This window comes from Metallibacterium scheffleri, from assembly GCF_002077135.1.
In the GTDB taxonomy this organism is placed as follows: domain Bacteria; phylum Pseudomonadota; class Gammaproteobacteria; order Xanthomonadales; family Rhodanobacteraceae; genus Metallibacterium; species Metallibacterium scheffleri.
This window is the reverse complement of the sequence record NZ_LDOS01000002.1, coordinates 339,520-359,226: the sequence shown is the minus strand read 5'-3', so window position 1 is coordinate 359,226 and position 19,707 is coordinate 339,520. Positions and strand designations below refer to the sequence as shown.

The window sequence follows — 19,707 nt, the reverse complement described above, 5'->3', positions numbered from 1 at the left end:
TCCGCGAATTCTACCGCATTCAAGAAAACTCCTCTCAACCCCTGCCTAGTGGCAGGTACAACGTCAGGGCGTGTTCCGCGGTTTCGCGAAAGCCATATTGGCGGTAAAACGCCGCCGCACGCTCGTGCAGAGCGTCCACCAACAGCGCGTGGATGCCGAGTTCACTGCGCAGCGCAAGGCAGCGCTTCACGGCATCCTGCAGCAGCGCCTCGCCCAAACCATGGCCTTGCTCCTGCAATGTCACGGCAAGACGGGCAAGCCGAGCCACCGGCACCGGATACCGCGGCAGCCGGCGCTGATCGGCTGCCGACATTCCGACCAGCGACATCTGTGCGGCGGCCAGCGAGTAATAGCCGAGGATACGTGGTGGCATCGTGGCATCGACCAGCACGTGCGTGGTGGCAACGCCGGCACGACGATGCTGGGTGGCAAGCGCACGCAAATATTGGTTCAGCGACGGCTCGCCACAGTCGAAGGCTTCGCGGTCATGAAACGCTCCATCCAGGCGCTGGACAATCAGCATGGGTCAACGCCAATCGAGACCGCGCTCCATAGCCTTCTTGAGCTTGTTATTGGGCTTGAACGGCTTGTCCAGCGCGGCAAGAAAGCGCCGCGATTCAGCCGGGGACAGCGTGACGGTAAGCGCCGCCGCCATCACGCTTTCAGCTTCACGCAAAGCAGCATCGCGCACGAAAGCAGACAGCAGCACGCCACGCAGAACAGCCGCACGAGCAATGCGATCCTTGTCGGTCGGGTTCAAGCGCAGGTCGAGTCGGGCAGCGGCGGTCATGGCACGTCTCCTTATGTACGGAAATATACCGTACACAAACAGGCATCGCAATCCGCAACCAGAGCAAGTTTCACTTTTGCATGACTGGAATGGGCGGACAGCCGCCTTTGAGCGAGCGTCACTCCGTGTGCCCGCGCTACTCCTCCGCCGTCCAGCGCTTCATCCAGTTCAGCACGGTGTCGTGCCAGAGGATGCTGTTGGCGGGTTTGACCACCCAGTGGTTTTCGTCGGGGAAATACAGGAACTCGCTGGGGATGCCACGCCGCTGCAGCGCGGTGAACGCGGCCAGTCCCTGGGTGTCGGGGATGCGGAAGTCGAGGCCGCCGTGGATCACCAGCATCGGCACGCGCCAGTCCTTGACGTGGCGCAGCGGGTTGAACTTCTCGTAATTCTGCGGGTGCTCGTACTCGGGGCCGCGGTGTTCCCACTCGTCGAACCAGAGTTCCTCGGTGCTGTAGTACATGCTGCGGCTGTCGAACACACCATCGTGATCGACGAAACACTTCCACGGCGTGTTCCACTTGCCGGCCATCCAGTACACCATGTAGCCGCCATAGCTGGCGCCCAGCGCGCAGGCGCGCTTGGCGTCGAGGAAGGGATAGTTCTTCAGCGCCGCGGCCCAGCCCAGCTTGAGGTCGGTGAGCGGCTTGCCGCCCCAGTCGCCGGAGATGGCGTCGGTGAAGGCTTGGCCGTAGCCGGTGGAGCCGTGGAAATTCACCGCCACCACGGCGAAGCCGGCGGCGGCGTAGGTCTGCGGGTTCCAGCGGTAGTGGAACTCGTTGGTCCACGCGCCCTGCGGGCCGCCGTGGATGAGGAAGGCCACCGGGTACTTCCTGCCCGGCGCATGATCGACCGGCGTCATCACGTAGCCCTGCACCGGCTCGCCGTTCCAGCCCTTGAAGGTGAAGAACTCGGCCTTGCCGAAGCGCAACGCGGCGAGGCGCGCGTCGTTGAAGCGGGTGAGCGCCACGCGCGATTCGCCGGGACCGAGGCGGTACAGACCCGCGGGATGGGTGAAGTCCTGCCAGTTGGCGATGATGCCGCCCCGGCCGTCCAGCGCGAAGCCGTGCACGGTGCCCTCGCCGCTGAGGCGCGTGACCTTGCCATCGCTCACGCGCACGGCGAACAGCGGATGCTGACCGGCTTCGTCGGCGGTGGTGTACAGCGTGCCGCCGTCGGCGCTGATCGCGAGCGCGCTCGCCGAGCGATCCCACTGGGGCGCGACCTCGTGGCGTTTTCCGCTGTCTAGGTCCAGCGCCATGATGGCGAAGCGGTCGGCCTCGAAGCCGGGGCGCTTCATCGCCAGGTAGTACAGCGTGCGGCCGTCCGGGGACACCAGCGGGTAGCCGTCCCAGGCGGGGTTGCCGGGGGTGAGGTTTTCCGGCGCGGCATCGCCCTCGATAGCCACGCGGTAGATGTCGAAGTTGGTGCTCCAAGGTTCGTCGTGACGCGCGATGCGCGCGTTGAAGTACAGCGTCTTGCCGTCCGGCGAGAACACGTACTCGCTGTCGTCGCCGAAGGGTTTGGAGGGCACGTCGCCGTCGATGCCACGGGTCAGCAGTGTTGGCGTGCCGGCTGCCTTGCCGTCGGCGCCCAGCGCGAGCAGGAACAATTGATTGCGGCGACCATCGGCCCAGGTATCCCAGTGACGCACGAACAGCCTGTCGTAGACGCGGCCGCTGGCCTTGTCGGCTTCGCGCACGTTGAGTTTTGCGCGCGTGCAGGCGATGTCGCCGTTGCAGTCCGGGAACACGCCCAGCGCGATGGCCAGATGCGTGCCATCGGGCGAGACGCGAAAACCGTCCACGTCCAGCTGCAGATCCGTGACCTGCGTGGCCGCGCCGCCGCCGGGCGCGATGCGGAACACCTGCATGCGCTCGCCGGCCTTGGCCAGATAGAAGATGCTCTTGCCATCGGCCGACCAACGCGGCTGGCTGCCCTCGGTCAGTCGCTGCGGCGCGGCATCCTGTGCCTCGAGGTCGAGCACCCACACGCCGGACACGCCCTTGTTGGCGGCGAGGTCGATGCTGCGCACGTCGAACAGCAGCCAGCGCGGATCGGCACCGAGCCGAGGATCGCCGACGCGATCCATGGCCACCATGTCGCGCACGTCCATGGGGTGGGTGTCGTCGTCGGGCGCGGCGATCACGGGCATGCTGGTGCTCATCAGCACCAGACCCAAGGCAAGACTGCGCAACGACATGGGATTTCTCCTGCGGCGAATAGCCGGCAACGCTAGGCCGCCGCGCGGCGCGTGGCAAGCGCCATCGGTCATGCACGGTGGAGCGTCGAGCCACGGGGTCCACGCCTGCGCGGGGACGACGAGCTTGTCATGGTCCAGAACATTTCAAACCGCCCTCGACTGAAACCTGTTCCCTTGATCGCTGACTTCCGGGCAATGCCGTCGGGCATGGCACGATCGATTTTCCCCGTCATCCACGGGCGCGCGCAGCGCGAGCCGGGGATCCAGCCGCGCTGCCATGCGCTGCGCGGGATGACCAGCTCTGCTGTTGCTGAGCGATTCCCGCCCCCGCCTGCGCGGGGCAGGCTCTGCGCCGGTATGACGCGTCCCGGGTGGGGCTGCCTGAGCCACGCAAGCATCCAATCCCCACTCGCGAACTATCATTTCCCCATGGCATCCCTGTTCACCGCCGCGCAGCAATGCCTGGACTGCACCGACCCGGTACAGAAAGCGCGCTTGACGCGTGATGTCGCGGCGGCGTGCGCGCGCGGCGAGCTGGATGTGCGCGACGATGCCGCGCGCGCCGAGCCCACCGACATCCCCGGCCGGCCGCAGCGGCCTGAGCTGGTCGATGCGCGCGCGTTGCGCAAGCGCGGGCTGGGCAGCGCGGCCGGACGCACGGCACTGGTGCACGCGGTGGCGCACATCGAGTTCAACGCGATCAATCTGGCCTGGGATGCGGTCGCGCGTTTTCGTCACATGCCCGCGGATTTTTATCGCGACTGGTGCGCCTGCGCCGCCGACGAGGCGCGGCACTTCACCCTGTTGAATACGCGCCTCGACGAGCTGGGCATGACCTACGGTGACCTGCCCGCGCACGATGGCCTGTGGCGCATGGCGCAGCGCACGCGGCACAGCGTGCTGGCGCGCATGGCGCTGGTTCCGCGTGTACTCGAAGCGCGTGGACTGGACGTGACCCCGGGCATGATCGAGCGCCTGCGCGCGGCGGGCGATCACGCCACCGTGGCGATCCTCGAGCTGATCCTGCGCGAGGAAGTGGCGCATGTCGCCGCCGGCACGCGCTAGTTCCGCTGGTGCTGCGTGCGCGAGGGCGTGGCGCCGGATGTCACCTTCCGCGCGCTGCTGGACGAATACCTGCCCGGCGGCCTGCATGGCCCATACAACCTCGCCGCGCGTCGCGCCGCCGGCTTCAGCGCCAGTGAGCTGGACGCCCTGCCGCACTGAAGCGCCGCGCTCAGAGTCTGTGAAAAATTCCGCGTCGTGCGGAATTTCTCATCGGCGCGTCCGGCACAGGTCCGTACGCGCCTGCGCGAAGCAGCCGCTTGCGTGACCGCTTCGCGCCCGGCCATCCATGGCCGGGCCGAGAGGTTGAAAACTTCACGGCCTCTCAGCCCGCAGCGCGCGGCCAGATCAGCATGGCATCGCCGTACGAGAAAAAGCGGTAGCGCGCGTCCACCGCGTGGCGATAAGCAGCCAGCATCAGCTCGCGCCCCGCCAACGCCGACACCAGCATCAGCAGCGTCGATTCTGGCAGGTGGAAGTTGGTCAGCAGACCATCGATCTGGGTGAAGCGATAGCCGGGCAGGATGAAGATGCTGGTCTCGCCGGCGTAAGGCGCCAGCGCGCCGCCGGGCGCGGCGCTTTCCAGCGCGCGCACCACCGTGGTGCCCACCGCCAGCACGCGCCCGCCGGCTTCGCGGGTGCGCCGGATCTGCTCGACCAGCGCCGCACCGACATTGATCCACTCGCTGTGCATGTGGTGATCCTCGACCTGCTCGCTGCGCAGCGGCTGGAAGGTGCCCGCGCCGACATGCAAGGTGACGAAGCCAGTCTGCACGCCTCGCGCGCGCAGCGCCTGCAGCAGCGGCGCGTCGAAGTGCAGTCCGGCGGTGGGCGCGGCCACCGCGCCCGCATGACGGGCATACACGGTCTGATAGCGCTCGGCGTCGGCGGCATCGGGCGCGCGCGTGATGTACGGTGGCAGCGGCATCTGGCCGAGGCGCTGCAGCAGATTCTCCAGCGGCTCGTCGACCTCGAAGCGCAGGTGAAAGAACGCACCTTCGCGGCCCAGCACGCGCACCGCGCTGCCGTCGGCCAGCGTCAATACCGCGCCTTCGCGCGGCTTCTTGCTGACGCCCAGTTGCGCGCGCACCTCGTGGCTACCGCTGATGCGTTCGATCAGGATCTCGGCGACGCCACCGGTCTGCTTGCGCGCATGCAGTCGCGCCGGCAGCACGCGCGTGTCGTTGAACACCAGCAGGTCGCCGGCACGCAGTTGCTCCGGCAGGTCGCAGATCCGCGCGTCGCGCCACGCCGCGTCCGCGGCATCGACGATCAGCATGCGGCTGGCGCTGCGCTCGGGCAGTGGCGCCTGCGCGATCAGCTCAGCGGGCAACTCGTAGTGAAAATCGGACTTCTTCAAGGCGGACATCCGCGCGTACCAGCTGCGAATTATCCGCGATCGGCGCGCCGCGCCGCAGCCGCCAGCCGGCGCAGGCGCGTGCACAGCACCAGGGCGTGATTGTGCTCAGCATCGTGCGCGGCATGAATCAGGCGCAAGGGGCCATCGCCCGCAGCGCCGAGCAGCGCGCGCAGGCGCGCGGTCTGCCCGGGAGCGCGCAGCTCGGCGCGGTAGCGCGCGCGAAATTCATCCCAGCGCGCCGGATCGTGGGCAAACCACTGGCGCAACGGCGTGCTTGGCGCCAGATCGCGCGCCCAGGCGTCGAGCGCGAGCCGAGCCTTGCTGCGTCCACGCGGCCACAGCCGATCGACCAGCACGCGATAGCCGCCGCGCATCGGCGCATGGATGTAAGCGTTTTCAATCTCGACTTTCATAGCCATCGCCTTGGGTTTGCGGATCAACATCTTGCCGCGTGCGGCCATGTTGCAGCACAAGCTGATTCGCTGCGCCGCGCGACCTAGACTCGGCGCGAGCAACGGCGCGGGGCAGCGAGCATGCAGATCAAGGGCAAACCCAATTCGCTGGACATCGCGCATCTGGCCGGTGTGTCGCAAGCCACCGTGTCGCGCGCGCTGCGCGGCCATGCCTCGGTGAATCGAGCGACGCGCGAGCGCATCCTGCAAGTGGCGCGACAGCTCAACTACACGGTGGACAAGAACGCCTCGAACCTGCGCACGCAGCAATCGGGCACGCTGGCGCTGCTGCTGTTCGAGGATCCCACCATCGATGAGTCCAACATCAATCCGTTTTTTCTGTCGATGCTGGGCTCGATCACGCGCGCTTGCGCGCAACGCGGCTACGACCTGCTGATCTCGTTCCAGCAACTCTCGCGCGACTGGCACGCCGATTACGAGGATTGCCACAAGGCCGACGGCCTGATCCTGCTCGGCTACGGCGATTATCTCGACTACCGCAGCCGGCTCGAAGCGCTGGTCGCGCAAGGCACGCACTTCGTGCGCTGGGGCGCGGTGCTGGCCGACCAGCCGGGGCTGTCGATCGGCGGCGACAACCACGCCGGCGGGCTGGCGGCGACGCGGCACCTGCTGGCGCAGGGGCGCCGGCGCATCGGCTTCCTCGGCCATGCCTCATTGCATGCGCCCGAGTTTCTGGAGCGCCACCAAGGCTACGCGGCCGCACTGCGCGAAGCCGGTTTGACGCCCGACCCGCTGCTGCAAGCCGACGCCATCTCCACCGAGGGTGCCGGCTACGAGGCAGCCAGCCTGGTGCTGGAACGCGGCGCGCGCTGCGACGCGCTGTTCGCCGCCAGCGACCTGATCGCCATCGGCGCCATGCGCGCGCTGTTCGCGCGCGGCCTGCGCGTGCCCGAGGACGTGGCCGTGGTCGGCTACGACGACATCCCCATGGCGCAGTCCACGCACCCGCCGCTGACCACGGTGCAGCAGGACACGCGCCACGCCGGCGAGTTGCTGGTGGATACGCTGCTGCGCATGGTGCGCGAAGAAGACGTGCAATCGATCAAGCTGCCGCCGCGACTGATGGTGCGCCAGTCCTGCGGCGCCGCCCAGCAGCCGGCGCGCACGCCGGCCACGGTGACACCGCTGCCCGCGGGCGCGCGGCGCGCACGGCGTCAGGCGCGCAGCTGATCAGGCACGGCTTGCCGCCGCGGATCGCAGCACGGCACGCGCAGGCTCCTGCACGCGCAGCACCGCCAGCCCGGCGATGAACAGGCTGAGCGCGCCCAGCACCAGCGCGCCCATCGGCTGATCGCCGAAGAACGTCTTCAGCAGCAGGCCCAGCACGCTGGCCGCCAGCAGTTGCGGAATGACGATGAAGAAATTGAAGATGCCCATGTACACGCCCATTTTCTGCGCGGGCACATGATCGGACAGCAGCGCATAGGGCAAGGCCAGGATCGAGGCCCAGGCGATGCCCACGCCGACCATCGACAGCAGCAGCCAGTGCGGATTGCCGATCAGCGTGATCGACAGCAATCCGGCCGCGCCCAGCCACAGATTGATCAGGTGGGTGCGGCGCAGGCCCAGCACGCGCGCCATGAACGGGATGAGCACCGCCGCCAGCGCCGCGACGCCGTTGTAGGCGCCGAACAGGATACCCACCCAGTTGGCGCCGGCGTTGTAGGCGGCGGAGGTCGGCACGCTGCTGTGAAACTGCACCGCGGTCACCGCCGGCGTGGTGTAGATCCACATCGCGAACAGCGCGAACCACGAAAAAAACTGCACCCAGGCCAGACGCCGCATCGCTTCGGGCATGGTGTACAGATCGCCCAGGATCTGCGCCGCCGCGCCGTGGGTAGCCTGCGCGCCGCCGCGCGCGCCGTGGTGCCACGCCAGCCACAACAGCGCCACACCGTAGGCCAGCAGTCCGGCCGCCAGCAGGTAGACCTCGGGCTTCAGCGCGAACACATGGATGAGCACGGCCAGGGCCACGCCGGCCAGCGCCCACAGCGCGCCGCTGCGCCGCGCCTTGCGCGCGTCGATCGGGGTTTCAGTCAGCGGTGTGCTGTCCGCGAATGCGGCCAGGCGCTGCGGTGGATACTCGCGCGAGTTGGCCACCGTCCACAGCATCGACAGCAGCAGCACCGCCGCGCCGGCATAAAACGAATAGCGCACGGTCTCCGGCACCATGCCGCGCGCGGCGGTGTTGTCGAAACCGAGTTGCGCCAGCAGCCAGGGCAGGATCGAGGCCACCACCGCGCCGACGCCGATGAAAAACGTCTGCATGGCATAGCCCGCGGCACGCTGGCCCACCGGCAACTGGTCGGCGACGAAGGCGCGAAACGGCTCCATCGACACGTTGAACGAAGCGTCCATCATCCACAGCGTGATCGCCGCCACCCACAGCAGCGGTGCGTTGGGCATCACCAGCAGCGCCAGCGTGCTGAGCAACGCGCCCACTAGGAAATACGGCCGGCGCCGGCCCAGCCGTGTCCACGTACGATCGGAGTAGTGGCCGATGATCGGCTGCACCAGCAGGCCGGTCAGCGGCGCGGCGATCCACAGGATCGGAATCTGGTCGACCTTCGCGCCGAGGGTTTGCAGGATGCGGCTGACGTTGGCGTTTTGCAGCGCGAAGCCGAACTGGATGCCGAGAAAACCGAAACACATGTTCCAGATTTGCCAGAAGCTCAGCTCGGGTTTGCGATTCATGGGGCGCTTCCGGCGGGGACCGCCGCGGATTCTTGCACCATGCGCGCTGGCGATGCCGGCGCGGGCGAAATCAGCAGCGCCCCGATTCGCGCCGCGTTCAGTGGCCCGCTGACACCGCCTTCTCCACCTGTATACAACGCGGCCGCGGTCAGATCGCTCATGTTGAAGCCCTGCAGCACGCTGAAACTGCAACGCGCGCCGGCCTGCGCATGGAAGCGCGCCACGCTCGAGCGCTGCGTGCCGATGGCTTGCGGCATCACCATCGGCACGATCTGCGCGGGCGCGTCACCACACTGCACCGCGATGCGTTTGACCGCGGCGGTGATGCCGGTGCTGATCGGGCCATGGGTATTTTCGTATTCCGATCGCAAGAAGTAGTCGCCACTGACAGGCGCGCTCCACCTGCGCGGCCAGGCGCCTTCGACGCGCGTCGTCTCGCCCACACAAACCGGCTGGCTGGGCAACGAGTCCACGCCCTGCGCGCGCGTGGTCAGGCTCAGGCACTGCCGCGCGGCGCCAGCCGGGATGCGCCACTGCAACGCGGGCTGGCCCTGCGCGCGGCCATCCAGCCACAGCGTGGCCGGCACGGCGCTGCGCACCTGCCAGGCTGCGCCAGCACGTCGGACCTGCGCCGGCGCCGGCGTCGCCGGTGCGTACTCGGGTTGCATCCTGCGCAGCGCGGGCGCGGCGACACGGATGGCCTTGAGCCGCACGCGCGTGGTGACGCCCTCCCGCGTGATGCGATCGGCCACCAGCAGGTTGCCGTCGAGCGTGGCCGGGCGCTGCAGAATCACGCTCCGCGTCGGCGTGTGCAGGCTGATCGTGTCGCGCGCGCCGAACAGCATCGGCACCAGAATCACCGGAATCTCGGGCGCGATGCGGCCATTGCTTTCCATGCCGAACACGCCCTCGACCACCATGTTGAGATACCCCGCCACCGACCACAGTTGCCGGCGCGAGTCCACCACCGGGCCGCCGAGCTTGCCGGGCAGATGCGTGCTGAGCTGCGGCAGCGCGAAGTTCTCCATGTTCGAGCCGCTGAGCGCCGCGGCGCGCACCAGCGAGCGCAGTGCATGCGCGATCTGCGCCGGATTGCGCGTGACGCGCGCGGCGCGCAGCGCGTAGGCGCTGACGAACGGCCACAGCGCGCGGTTGTGATACACGGGCTGGCTGGCGCGCTCGGGCCAGATCACCGGGCTGCCGGCCGGTGTCGTCGGATAATTGTCCAGGGCCTGCTGCGCGCGCGCGCCCTCGGCCACGCCGCTGGTGATGGCCAGCGCGGTGCCCAGCAAATCGTAGCTGTCCACCGGCAACGGCGGATCGCCGCCACCGAGGTAACTGCGGTACAGCCCGCGCGCCGGGTTCCAGAACCAGCGATTGATCGCGGCTTTCAGGTCAGCCGCCTGCCGGGCATAGCGCTGCGCGAGCATCGCGTCATCGTGTTCGCGCGCCAGTTTCACGCCGAGTTGCAGGGCCTCGTCATGCAGCACGTTGGTGGACAGCGCGTAGGACTGCGCGATGAAGCGCACGTTGTCGACGGTCCAGCCCGGGTAGGTTTGCTGGCGCCAGTCCATGAACGAGGTCTCGCCGCGATACAGACCCACCCGCGCATCGAAGGCGTATTCGCGGTCCTGCGCCAGGGTGTCGCGCAACGCGCGCCAGGTCTTCCGTGCAAACGCCGCGTCGCCGAGCAGATGACGTGCGCCGAGAAACCACACCACGCGGTCGGTGCTGATCGGCCAACTGCCGCCCGAGCCGGTGTCCTGCATCACGTACAGACCTTGCGGCGCGGCGGCATCGCGCACCGTCGACAAGCGGAACAGCAGCGAACGCCGCGCGCGCGGCGCATCGAAGCGCCACAGCGCCAGATCGGTGGAATACGACAGGTCGCGCGTCCAGGTGAATGGCCATTGCTTGCCGGCGATGAAGCAGTCGCAGGCGATGGGCTTGCCGTGGTTCCAGCCCGGATCGGTGATGGCGGACACCGCATCCTTGCGCAGGTCGTTCTGGGCCATGGCGAACAGGCCATCGAACAGCACGCTGGCGGTATCGGCACGCCACGCCTGTGCCGCGATCGCGCGCGTGCCATCCGGCGCATGCAGCACGAAGCCACCTGCCGCCGCCGGGGTCATGCGCGCGCTGCGCTGCTGCCAGGTGAGTCGCGTGTGCCACGCTTCCATCGCGCCCGCCTGCCCGCACAGCCCCACCAGCGCCAGCAGCACGCCGAGCCGCGCGGCGCGACGCATCAGCGCGACTCCAGCAGCAGGTACTGGCCGAAGCCTGCGCGCAGTTTGAGCCAGGTCACCGCGCCGTAGCGGTCATGGCCGGTCGCCCAGCCGGGTGCGGCGCCGGCCTGCAAGGCGGCGAGGCTGGCGTGCTGCGCCAGCGGCGCGCCTGCGGCCTGCACCGCGCGCGCCGCGATGCCGTGCACCGCGAACAGATAGGTCTGCAGCGCGGGCCGGTAATGACCCTGCGCGGGCGCCAGCGACAGGCGCACGCCCTGCGCCTCGCGCTGGGTGCCCAGGCGCTGCAGGAAGTAATCGCCCTGCTCGTAGGCGTAGTTTCTGCCGTTGTCGTCGTAATACTCGAACGTGCTCGGCGTCGCGGCGGGAAACACCTGCACCGTCACCTGGGTGACGGGATGCTGGCCCACGTACTCCATCACCGGCTGCATCGGGATGATCGCGCCGGCGCGGATGAACAGCGGAATGTCGGACCAGGTTTTTGCATCAACCGGTAGCGTCACGGCCTGGCCGCCGGCATAGACCTTGCCGGTGGTCCATTCGGTCCAGGTGCCGGGCGGCAACCGGATGGTCTTGGCGATCTGGCCCTGCTCCATCACCGGCGCCACCAGCAGCCAGTCGCCGAACATCCAGGCGCTGATGTCGTTGCGCACGGCGGCGTCATCCGGAAACGCCATGGCCAGCGGGCGCACCACGCCGACGCCGGCGCTGTGGTCCTGCCAGGCGTAACTGTAGATGTAGGGCAGCAACTGGTAGCGCAGGCGCATCGCCGCCACCGCCGCGGCTTCGGCGGTCGGCCCGTACACCCACGGCTGGCGGCGCTGATCGTGCGTGCCATGCACGCGGAAGATCGGGCAAAACGCGTCGAACTCGATCCAGCGCGCGTAGTTCTGCGGGCTGGGGTGGCCCTGGAAACCGCCACCGTCCATGCCCCACCACATCTCGCCCGCGTCGATGGCGCTGAGCATGCGCTCGCGCTGCGCGGCCATGCTGGCGAAACCGGTGTCGATGTCACCCGACCACAGCGCGTAGGCGTAGCGCTGCGCGCCCAGATAGAAATCGCGGTTGAGCGAGAACACGCGCGTGTCCGGGAAATACTTGCGCTGGCCGTCGTACTCGGCGCGCTGCATGTTCATGAACTGGGTGTCGTCCGGCGTGGTGTCGGCTTCGTCGTTCCACCAGCCGACGATGCCGGTGGCAAAGCTGTGGCGCAATGCAGGGTTGAAAAACCACGCGCGCACGGCGGGATTGTCGAAATCCAGATCCTGCACCAGCTTGTGCGAGAAATAATCCGGCTCGGCCTTCAGCCCCGGGAACCAGAAGTCGTGCTCGCTGGCGTACTGACCCTCAATGGTATGCACGCCGATGCGCGGTTTCTGGATGCCGATCAGGTGCACGCCCAGCGCGTCGAGCTGCTTCTTCAGCGAGCCATCCGGGCCGCCGGGAAACTTCTTCGTGTTCCAACGGAATTCGCCGTAGTCGTTCTGCCCCCAGGCTTTCCAGTCGAAATCCAGCGCGAAGGCATCCAGCGGAATGTCCAGCGCGCGGTACTTGCGCACGATGTGCAGCAGCTCGCGCTGGTCGATGCCCCACTGGCTGTTGATGAAACCCAGCGACCACTTGGGGAACAGCGGCGCGGCGCCGCTGAGCGTGCGCAGACCGGCGAACAGCGCGTCGGGCGCGCCGGTGATGACGAAGAAATGCGTATCGGGCTTGGACAGCCGTGTCCAGTTGATGGCGCCAGCGTGCATCTGCACCTGCGCGCCCAGCGTATCCACCAGCACGCCCCAGCCGGCGCTGCTCCACAGCCACGGCGCCCCGGGATGACCCTGCATGCCGGCCTTGACCGTCCACTGTCCAGCGCGCAACAGGCCGGCTGCGGAAGGATCGGACTTGCTGTAGCCGCCGAGGCCGTACAGCGCATCGGCCGGATTACTTTGCAGCGCGATACGCCCATCGCGCAGCGCGGCCAGATCGTCCACGCGCAGCAGTGTGTGGCCCTGCGCATCGCGGATGCTCAGGCGATCGCCCGCCTGCTGCCAGCGCACCTGCATGGCCGGCGAGGTTTGCAACACCTCACCCGCCGCATCGCTGCGCACCTGCGGCGCGAAGTGCATGAAGGGCATGTGCGGGTCCAGCACCAGCGTATCCGCGCTGGCGTGCGCATCGGGCAACAGATGCACCTCGAGGATGTTCGGCGCCCACCAGCGCAGCGTGATCACGTCGTTGCCCTGACGCAGATCGAAACCGTAGCGGTGCGTGGTGACGAACACGGGAACAGCAGCCGTGCGCGCGGACGTCGCCGCAGGGGGCACGGCCGTCGCGGCCGCCGTGGTCTGCGCCTGGAGCGGCCCGCTCAGCGTCAGCATTGCCGCAAGAATCAGGGCCGGCCAAGCCGCGCCAGCAGCACGTAGCTTCATGGTGTTCTCCGTGAGTTTGTTTGCGTCGCTGTCGTGCTGCCTTCAAGCACCGCGCTACCGTAGGCAGGCAGGCTGAGCACGTCGCCGTCCAGTGCCGTCCACGTGCGGGTCGTGCGCAGCAGCGTCTGGTATTGCAGGCCACCCACGCTGTGCAGCGTCAGGCGCTGCGTCTGCCCGGAAAGATTGTGGGCGACCAGCACGCTGCCCGCGCGATCGGTCAGCCGCCACGCCACCAGCGCCGGATTGCCGGTGGCGTATACGCCGGCCACGCCATCGCGCAGCGGCGCGATGTGCATGCGCCAGTGGATCAACTCGCGATAGCGGTTGAGCAGCGAGTGCGGATCATTCTGCTCGGCCTGCACCGAGACATCCTCGTGCAGCCAGGCCGGTGGCGTTTCCCATGTCGTTTCTCCCGGCGCCGTCGGGCTGATGTTCCAGCGCATCGGCTCACGATCCAGCGGATCGGGCTTGGTGCCGCGCATGCCGATCTCTTCGCCGTAATACACATACGGGTTGCCGGGCAAGGTCAACAGCATGGCCGCGGCCACCTTCATCTTGTCCAGATTGCCGTGCAGATCCGTCATCACGCGCTGCTGATCGAAGTTGCTCAGGAGCGGCGCATCCATCACGTAATGGCCGGTGGCACTGCGATAGATCCGTTGCATATGCACCAGGGCGCGACCGATGCCGTCGTCGTGCCCGGTCTCCGCGCTCGCCACCAGACGTTTGGCCATGGGGAAATCGAACACCGCGTTGAGGGGGCCGACAAAGGGCGCCATGTGGCGATAGTGTGAATCCCACACTTCGCCCACCAGGTAAGTCTGCGGATCAACCTTGTCCAGACCGTCGCGATACTGCTTCCACCACGCCACATCCGCGTCGATGGCACGCATGCTGTGGCGCTGGTTCCAGAACTTGTCGAGCAGGTACTTGGCGGCGTCGAGGCGATAGCCATTGACGCCTCGCTTCAGCCAATACTGGCCGATCGAGATCATTTCCCGGCGCAGCGCCGGCGTGTGGTAATTCAAATCGGGCATGTCGCGGCTGAAAATGCCCATGTAATGCTGCCTGCCCGACTTGTGCCACACCTTCCCTCCCATCGAGCTTTTGGCATCCAGTCGAGTATCCGGACTCGCCCAGTAGTACCAGTCACGATAGGCGCTGTGCGGATCACGCGAGGCCAGGAACCACGGATTCTCGTTGCTGGTGTGATTGATCACCATGTCGAGGATGACCTTCATGCCATCCGCGTGCGCGGCCTTCACCAGGCGCTCGAAGTCGGCCATGGTGCCGTACTGCGGATTGATCGCGCGATAGTGGGTGATGTCGTAACCGTGATAACTGGGCGACGGAAAAATCGGTATCAGCCAGATGCCGCTGACGCCCAGGCTCTCGAGGTAAGGCAGCTTCTTGGTGACACCATCGAGATCGCCGATGCCATCGCCGTTCGTGTCGTAAAACGAACGCACGAAGATTTCGTAGTACACGCCCGAGGGCGCCGCCGGACCGAGTGCTCGCGCTGTCGCGGGCGTCAGGGCGGGCGCCTGCGCAACGGCGCTAGCTGCCATGCACCCCGCGAGAATGACTGCGACAAGCAATGCGGGAATATGTCGGATCGACATGGGCAGGAACTCCGTCATCCATCAGTCAGTCCGGCGCCGATGACGCCGGGTGCACGCAAGGATAGGCGTAGCGCGCGCGCGGCCGCATGCGCTGCATACGTATTCACGTCCGCCGCACCCAGGCGAGGATGCAACGGCGCCTCAGCGCGTGGCGCTCTGCGCGGAAGCCGGACACTGCTCGGCCACATACTGTGCATGCGTGGGCATGCCGGCGACGGCGCGCTTGATCAACATGCGCATGCCGCCGAGGAACTCATCGAGCCGTGCCACCTCCATGCCATCGGCCAGCGCGTGATGACGCTGCGGCTCGATGCCCTGCCCGACCATCACCTGCAGCCAGGCGACTTCGGCGAACAGTTCATCGCCGTCGCGCACGATCTGACCGTTGGCTCGAAACAGCGCCAGCTTGCGCGCCAGTCCATCGGGCAAATCGATATGCGCGCAGTGCCGCCAGAACGGCGTGTCATCGCGCTGCGTGGTGCAGTAGTGCAATACCAGGAAATCGCGGACGCGCTCGTACTCGAAACGCGTCTGGCGGTTGTACTCGTCGCGCAGCGCGGGGTCGAAGTCGCGATCCGGCCACAGCGACAACAGCCGGCTGATGCCGGACTGGATCAAGTGGATGCTGGTGGACTCCAGCGGCTCCATGAAGCCCGCCGCCAGGCCCAGCGCCACGCAGTTGCGCAGCCATGTCTGCTTGCGCATCCCCGTGGTGAAACGCAACGCACGCGGCTCGCCCAATGCCGGGCCTTCGAGGTTGGCGAGCAGCACCGATGCCGCCTCGTCGTCACTGATGAACTCGCTGCAGTAGACATGCCCGTTGCCGCTGCGCGCTTGCAGCGGAATGCGCCACTGCCAGCCCGCCGTGCGCGCGTTGGCCTGCGTGTATGGCCGCAGCGGCGTGACGCGGGCGCTGGCCACCGCCAACGCGCGGTCACACGGCAGCCACCGCCGCCAGTCGTCGTAGCCGGCGCGCAGGGCGCCCTCGATGAGCAGCGCACGGAATCCGGAGCAGTCGATGAACAATTCGGCTGCGATGCGCGCGCCGCTCTCCAGCACGAGGGCATCGATGAAACCATCCTCGGGGCGCTGTTCGACATGTGCCACCTTGCCCTCGTGGCGCACCACGCCAAGCGATTCGGCGACACCGCGCAAATGCTGGGCATACAGTCCGGCATCGAAATGATAGGCGTAGCGCACGCCGGTCAGCGGGCTGCTGCCCACACGTTCCATGCGCGCGAAGCGGTTTTGCGCCGCAGCCTGCGCGTTGATCGAATAGGCCCATAGCCCGTGCGTCTGGCCCAGCGCACGCGCGCGCAGCCAGTACTGCTGAAACGGCAGCAACCCATAGGGCAGGCCGATATCGCTGAAAGCATGGATGTAGGAATGCCCGGGGCGCAGCCAGTCGTTGAACTGGATACCCAGCTTGAAGGTGGCCTGCGCGGCGCGCATCACCGCGTTTTCATCGAGACCCAGAAACGCGTTGATATGACGGATCTGCGGAATGGTGGCCTCACACACACCCACCGTGCCGATGTCCGCGGACTCGACCAGGGCAATGCGTACCCGCGATCCCAGCGCTTTGGCCAGCAGTGCCGCCGCCATCCATCCGGCGGTGCCGCCGCCGAGAATGGCTACAGACTCCAGAGCAGGTTTTTGCATGTCGAGCGCCACACCGGCGACACCAAAATTTTATCTTGCCACATAAAAAGCCCCGCCTTCGCGGCGGGGCAAAGGACCACGCACACAGAGTCTGATATTCGGCCAGGTCAAAACCTGTAGGATGCCTGGAGTGAATAATATCGGCCGTAGCGCTCCCAAAAAATGACCTGGCGCGGGTCGTTATTCTGGAAGGTCTTGAACAAGGCATCGTTCAGATTGGAGCCTTGCAGGATCAAGGTCAGATTTTTGAAGCGTCCGCTGGAAAAAGCGTAACTGACCTGCGCATCGATGGTGTGCTCGCCTTGGATCGTCTGCAATACACGCGTAGCTCCGAGTCCAGATATTTCGCCTAAAAAACTACTCCGATAAGTATCACTTACACGCGCTTGGAAACCATCGTGCTGGTAGTAAACTGTACTACTGAGGACCCATTTCGACAAACCTGGAACCGTAACCGGCGTTGGGTTTTCGCCATAAACTATGGAGCTTTTCGTGTAATTAGCGCTTGTATTTATACCAAAGCCTTCAAGAGGCCGTAATATCAAATCCAATGGCAAACTAGCAACAGCTTGTAGCCCTCTCACATAACCATGACCATTGTTGACAGGACCGCTCATGATGCCGTATGGCGTTCCAAGTTGCGCCTGCTGTGAAGCATCGAGATAGTATGGCTCGAATGCTGAGAAATTATACAAAATCGCCGCACTTGGATTGATATAATCGTGAAGCTGGAAAAAATATCCTTCAAATTGCAGATAACCCTTATTTTGATCGAAATAATGCTCTAAACTCAAATTATAATTATCAGCCATCGTCGGCAAAAGTTGCGGATTACCACCGCTGGCACTGAAGTACGCCTGATTCGGATTTGTCGAAGGAAGCAGTGTAATATTGCCGCTAACACCGAGCCCTGCATTCATCTCGTCCATTCGAGGACGGGCCATAACGCGCGCCGCACTGAACCGCAGATCCGTATTCCGCGCGATGCCAAATATCAAGTTAAGACTAGGCAGATAGCGCGTGTATTTTGTACTGCCGCTTACCGGAACCTCCTGCAAACGACTTGCGCCATTCAAACCCGCAACAGAGTGACCACCGGTTGACATTTGATCCGTAGCAGAAATCTGGATGCCAATATTGCCGCGCACAGGCACAGCCCCAACGCGACTCTGAATATTCAATTGAAAATATGGCACATATGTGTTCTGGCGAACACTCCAATTCGGTGGCTGCGCACTCGGGGAGGCCGACCATGGGTAAATATAGTAATCATTGTTGTTAAGTAAGTACAATGGATCATAACAAACCTCAGGGCCTATGCCCATCCATGCTAACGGATCACACGAGCCATTACCATAAAGAGCGCCACCTGGAATAGGCGCAGTCTGCGCACCTATCGGATTTGTCGCCAAGGTTTCAGTACCATTAGGCAATGTCAGATAATCGCCGTTGTTGGTATAAGTCTTATTTCTGGTTGCACGATTAAAGCCAAGCACAGCACTTGAGAAGGGGCCATCCTCAAAATCACGCTTCAAACTGAGATTTATATTTCCGATGTAATCTTCAGTGTTTGGCAGATTAGCGTATCCCGCCTGGACGATGTTGGATCCAGCTCCCCAACCTTGTGGATCAGTTAGAACTATCTGATTAGACGCATAATTCAGCGACGGATTGAGCATTAGCATACCATCGCCGAGTTCACTGAAACCAACAGTCGAAGTGGGCCCTGTCCTGTTGTAGCCATACTCGGAGTATGTTTCTAGCTGTACTGACTGACGGTTAGCACGTGAATACCCTACATTAATCTCTGCGGACCAGTCTTCATTAAAGCGCAACTTGTTACGCCAATTAATGTTGTAAACTTTAGAATGGAACCAATTGAAATCGTTGCGAATCACGGGATACACGTCACCGAAAGTTCCGGTATTGACGAACCCGTTGCTGACCGAACCGGGTGTGAACGGCAATGGCGCGCCACTGGCCTGTGCACCATAACCGAGCGGGAATTCCATGCCCTTGTTCTGTTGCGACTCGCGGAAATTGTCATAAGTCAGGATCAGCGTACTGTCGAAATCCTTGCTCGGCCGCCACTGGAATGTCGTCAGCAAGGCCGTGCGATTCAAATTGTCGCTGATGCCGTAATTTTTGGACCCGCCGATGTACAGATCGCCCGCCGAATCGGTGGGATACCCCCACGGCGCCTGATGCTGGATCTGGGTCGGCACGGACTGCAAATCCACGCCGAGCGTGACGCCGAACGTATGATGCGCGAACTGATCGACAAAGATGCCATTGATGTCCTGACCTGAATTACTACCTCCAGGAGATAACTCTGCAAGTTGATCCCAATTGTAGGCAACATTCACTGCGCCGAATGAATGGTCATGCTCTAATGGTCGAATTGTGCGCATGTTGACTGTGCCGGCCAAGCCTTGGCCAACTAAATCAGCATTTGGTGTAATATGTACTATTACGTTGCCAAACCAGCTGGATGGATACTGGTCGAATTGGACGCCGCGATTATTGCCTGTACTGACTTGTTCTTGCCCATCCACTAAAGCGGTACTAAAATCAGGACCGAAACCATGTATCGTCAATACTTGCGGTCGCCCATTAAGCGTCTGCACAGCCAAGCCAGGTAAACGTCCCAACGTGTCCGCTATGCTAATGCCAGGTAATTTTCCTATCTGTTCAGCAGACACAGCTTCTACAATATTATTTGAATAACGCTGCAACATAATTGAGTTTTGCAAACTTGATGCATAACCAGATACTACGACTGCACCCATCACCTTTGCCTTCTTGGCTTCTTCCTGGATCCTCTTGCGTGCCGCCGCCTTCGAGGTGGTGCCCGTGTCGGCATTCGTCGCGGTTTGCGCGGGCACGGTGGTTGCTTGTGCCGCGCTTCCACCCTGCACGTTACCGGCTTGCGCCGAGCTTGCGGGCGCGGCGTGCACGGTGCCGAAAGCGACGACGCCCAGCGAGGACGCCAGGGCCATTGCCAATACGTTGCGCTTGAGCTGGATCATTTCCCCCTCCGGGAATCATGTTGGGCAGTGCGGACGATGTCGCGGTGGGTGCCGGCATCGCGAGTTGTGGCGCGGGTGCAACCGGGCGGTCACATCAGCGTGTAACGATGGTAGGCCTCGCGGCGCGCAGTGGAAGACCTGTGCATACG

Annotated in this window: 12 protein-coding genes and 1 pseudogene; 2 read left to right on the top strand and 11 right to left on the bottom strand. The window is 64.7% G+C overall.

Features of this window, described 5'->3' with window-relative positions:
• Positions 1–34: 34 nt before the first annotated feature.
• The 3 genes from Mschef_RS06790 to Mschef_RS06780 all read right to left on the bottom strand — a co-directional run bounded on the left by Mschef_RS06790 (position 35) and on the right by Mschef_RS06780 (position 2,993).
• Positions 35–523, bottom strand: a complete 489-nt coding sequence (locus tag Mschef_RS06790) for a GNAT family N-acetyltransferase (protein WP_081127090.1) — start codon at positions 521–523, stop codon at positions 35–37.
• Positions 524–526: 3 nt separating this feature from the next.
• Positions 527–790: a type II toxin-antitoxin system TacA family antitoxin gene (locus tag Mschef_RS06785; protein ID WP_081127089.1), complete on the bottom strand. Its 264-nt coding sequence runs from the start codon at positions 788–790 to the stop codon at positions 527–529.
• Between the two features lie 136 nt (positions 791–926).
• Positions 927–2,993, bottom strand: coding sequence for a S9 family peptidase (locus tag Mschef_RS06780; protein ID WP_081127088.1), 2,067 nt, complete (start codon positions 2,991–2,993; stop codon positions 927–929).
• A 429-nt stretch (positions 2,994–3,422) separates the two neighbouring features.
• Between Mschef_RS06780 and Mschef_RS06775 the strand changes: the two are divergent.
• Positions 3,423–4,217, top strand: a pseudogene (locus tag Mschef_RS06775) (ferritin-like domain-containing protein).
• 163 nt (positions 4,218–4,380) lie between these two features.
• Here Mschef_RS06775 and queA read toward each other — a convergent pair.
• Together queA and Mschef_RS06765 are read right to left on the bottom strand one after the other, a co-directional pair.
• Complete coding sequence (gene queA, locus Mschef_RS06770) at positions 4,381–5,415, bottom strand: tRNA preQ1(34) S-adenosylmethionine ribosyltransferase-isomerase QueA (RefSeq protein ID WP_081129883.1); 1,035 nt, start codon at positions 5,413–5,415, stop codon at positions 4,381–4,383.
• Between the two features lie 29 nt (positions 5,416–5,444).
• A complete protein-coding gene (locus Mschef_RS06765) occupies positions 5,445–5,828 on the bottom strand; it encodes a DUF488 domain-containing protein (RefSeq protein ID WP_136256514.1) in 384 nt (127 codons plus the stop codon).
• Between the two features lie 120 nt (positions 5,829–5,948).
• Here Mschef_RS06765 and Mschef_RS06760 point away from each other — a divergent pair, with 120 nt between their 5' ends.
• The gene (locus Mschef_RS06760; RefSeq protein ID WP_176212417.1) at positions 5,949–7,058 is read left to right on the top strand and encodes a LacI family DNA-binding transcriptional regulator; all 1,110 of its coding nucleotides are present in this window, start codon (positions 5,949–5,951) and stop codon (positions 7,056–7,058) included.
• Here the strand turns inward: Mschef_RS06760 and Mschef_RS06755 are convergent, their stop codons facing one another.
• From Mschef_RS06755 to Mschef_RS06730, 6 genes are all read right to left on the bottom strand, one after another.
• Complete coding sequence (locus Mschef_RS06755) at positions 7,059–8,582, bottom strand: MFS transporter (RefSeq protein WP_081127087.1); 1,524 nt, start codon at positions 8,580–8,582, stop codon at positions 7,059–7,061. It lies immediately after the preceding gene.
• The gene (locus Mschef_RS06750; protein ID WP_242426481.1) at positions 8,579–10,828 is read right to left on the bottom strand and encodes a glucosidase family protein; all 2,250 of its coding nucleotides are present in this window, start codon (positions 10,826–10,828) and stop codon (positions 8,579–8,581) included. Before Mschef_RS06750 ends, Mschef_RS06755 begins: the two co-directional genes overlap by 4 nt.
• Positions 10,828–13,245, bottom strand: a complete 2,418-nt coding sequence (locus Mschef_RS06745) for a glycoside hydrolase family 31 protein (protein WP_242426480.1) — start codon at positions 13,243–13,245, stop codon at positions 10,828–10,830. Before Mschef_RS06745 ends, Mschef_RS06750 begins: the two co-directional genes overlap by 1 nt.
• Positions 13,242–14,813, bottom strand: coding sequence for an alpha-amylase family glycosyl hydrolase (locus tag Mschef_RS06740; protein ID WP_081127085.1), 1,572 nt, complete (start codon positions 14,811–14,813; stop codon positions 13,242–13,244). Before Mschef_RS06740 ends, Mschef_RS06745 begins: the two co-directional genes overlap by 4 nt.
• A 195-nt stretch (positions 14,814–15,008) precedes the next feature.
• The gene (locus tag Mschef_RS06735; RefSeq protein WP_081129879.1) at positions 15,009–16,529 is read right to left on the bottom strand and encodes a tryptophan halogenase family protein; all 1,521 of its coding nucleotides are present in this window, start codon (positions 16,527–16,529) and stop codon (positions 15,009–15,011) included.
• A gap of 107 nt (positions 16,530–16,636) precedes the next feature.
• On the bottom strand, positions 16,637–19,558 hold the full coding sequence (locus Mschef_RS06730) for a TonB-dependent receptor (RefSeq protein WP_242426479.1): 2,922 nt from the start codon (positions 19,556–19,558) through the stop codon (positions 16,637–16,639).
• Positions 19,559–19,707: the final 149 nt, after the last annotated feature.

Coding starts and splice junctions, on each gene's coding strand:
- Mschef_RS06790 (WP_081127090.1), bottom strand. CDS start 523: ATGCTGATTGTCCAGCGCCTGGATGGAGCGTTTCATGACCGCGAAGCC.
- Mschef_RS06785 (WP_081127089.1), bottom strand. CDS start 790: ATGACCGCCGCTGCCCGACTCGACCTGCGCTTGAACCCGACCGACAAG.
- Mschef_RS06780 (WP_081127088.1), bottom strand. CDS start 2,993: ATGTCGTTGCGCAGTCTTGCCTTGGGTCTGGTGCTGATGAGCACCAGC.
- Mschef_RS06765 (WP_136256514.1), bottom strand. CDS start 5,828: ATGAAAGTCGAGATTGAAAACGCTTACATCCATGCGCCGATGCGCGGC.
- Mschef_RS06760 (WP_176212417.1), top strand. CDS start 5,949: ATGCAGATCAAGGGCAAACCCAATTCGCTGGACATCGCGCATCTGGCC.
- Mschef_RS06755 (WP_081127087.1), bottom strand. CDS start 8,582: ATGAATCGCAAACCCGAGCTGAGCTTCTGGCAAATCTGGAACATGTGT.
- Mschef_RS06750 (WP_242426481.1), bottom strand. CDS start 10,828: ATGCGTCGCGCCGCGCGGCTCGGCGTGCTGCTGGCGCTGGTGGGGCTG.
- Mschef_RS06745 (WP_242426480.1), bottom strand. CDS start 13,245: ATGAAGCTACGTGCTGCTGGCGCGGCTTGGCCGGCCCTGATTCTTGCG.
- Mschef_RS06740 (WP_081127085.1), bottom strand. CDS start 14,813: ATGGCAGCTAGCGCCGTTGCGCAGGCGCCCGCCCTGACGCCCGCGACA.
- Mschef_RS06735 (WP_081129879.1), bottom strand. CDS start 16,529: ATGCAAAAACCTGCTCTGGAGTCTGTAGCCATTCTCGGCGGCGGCACC.
- Mschef_RS06730 (WP_242426479.1), bottom strand. CDS start 19,558: ATGATCCAGCTCAAGCGCAACGTATTGGCAATGGCCCTGGCGTCCTCG.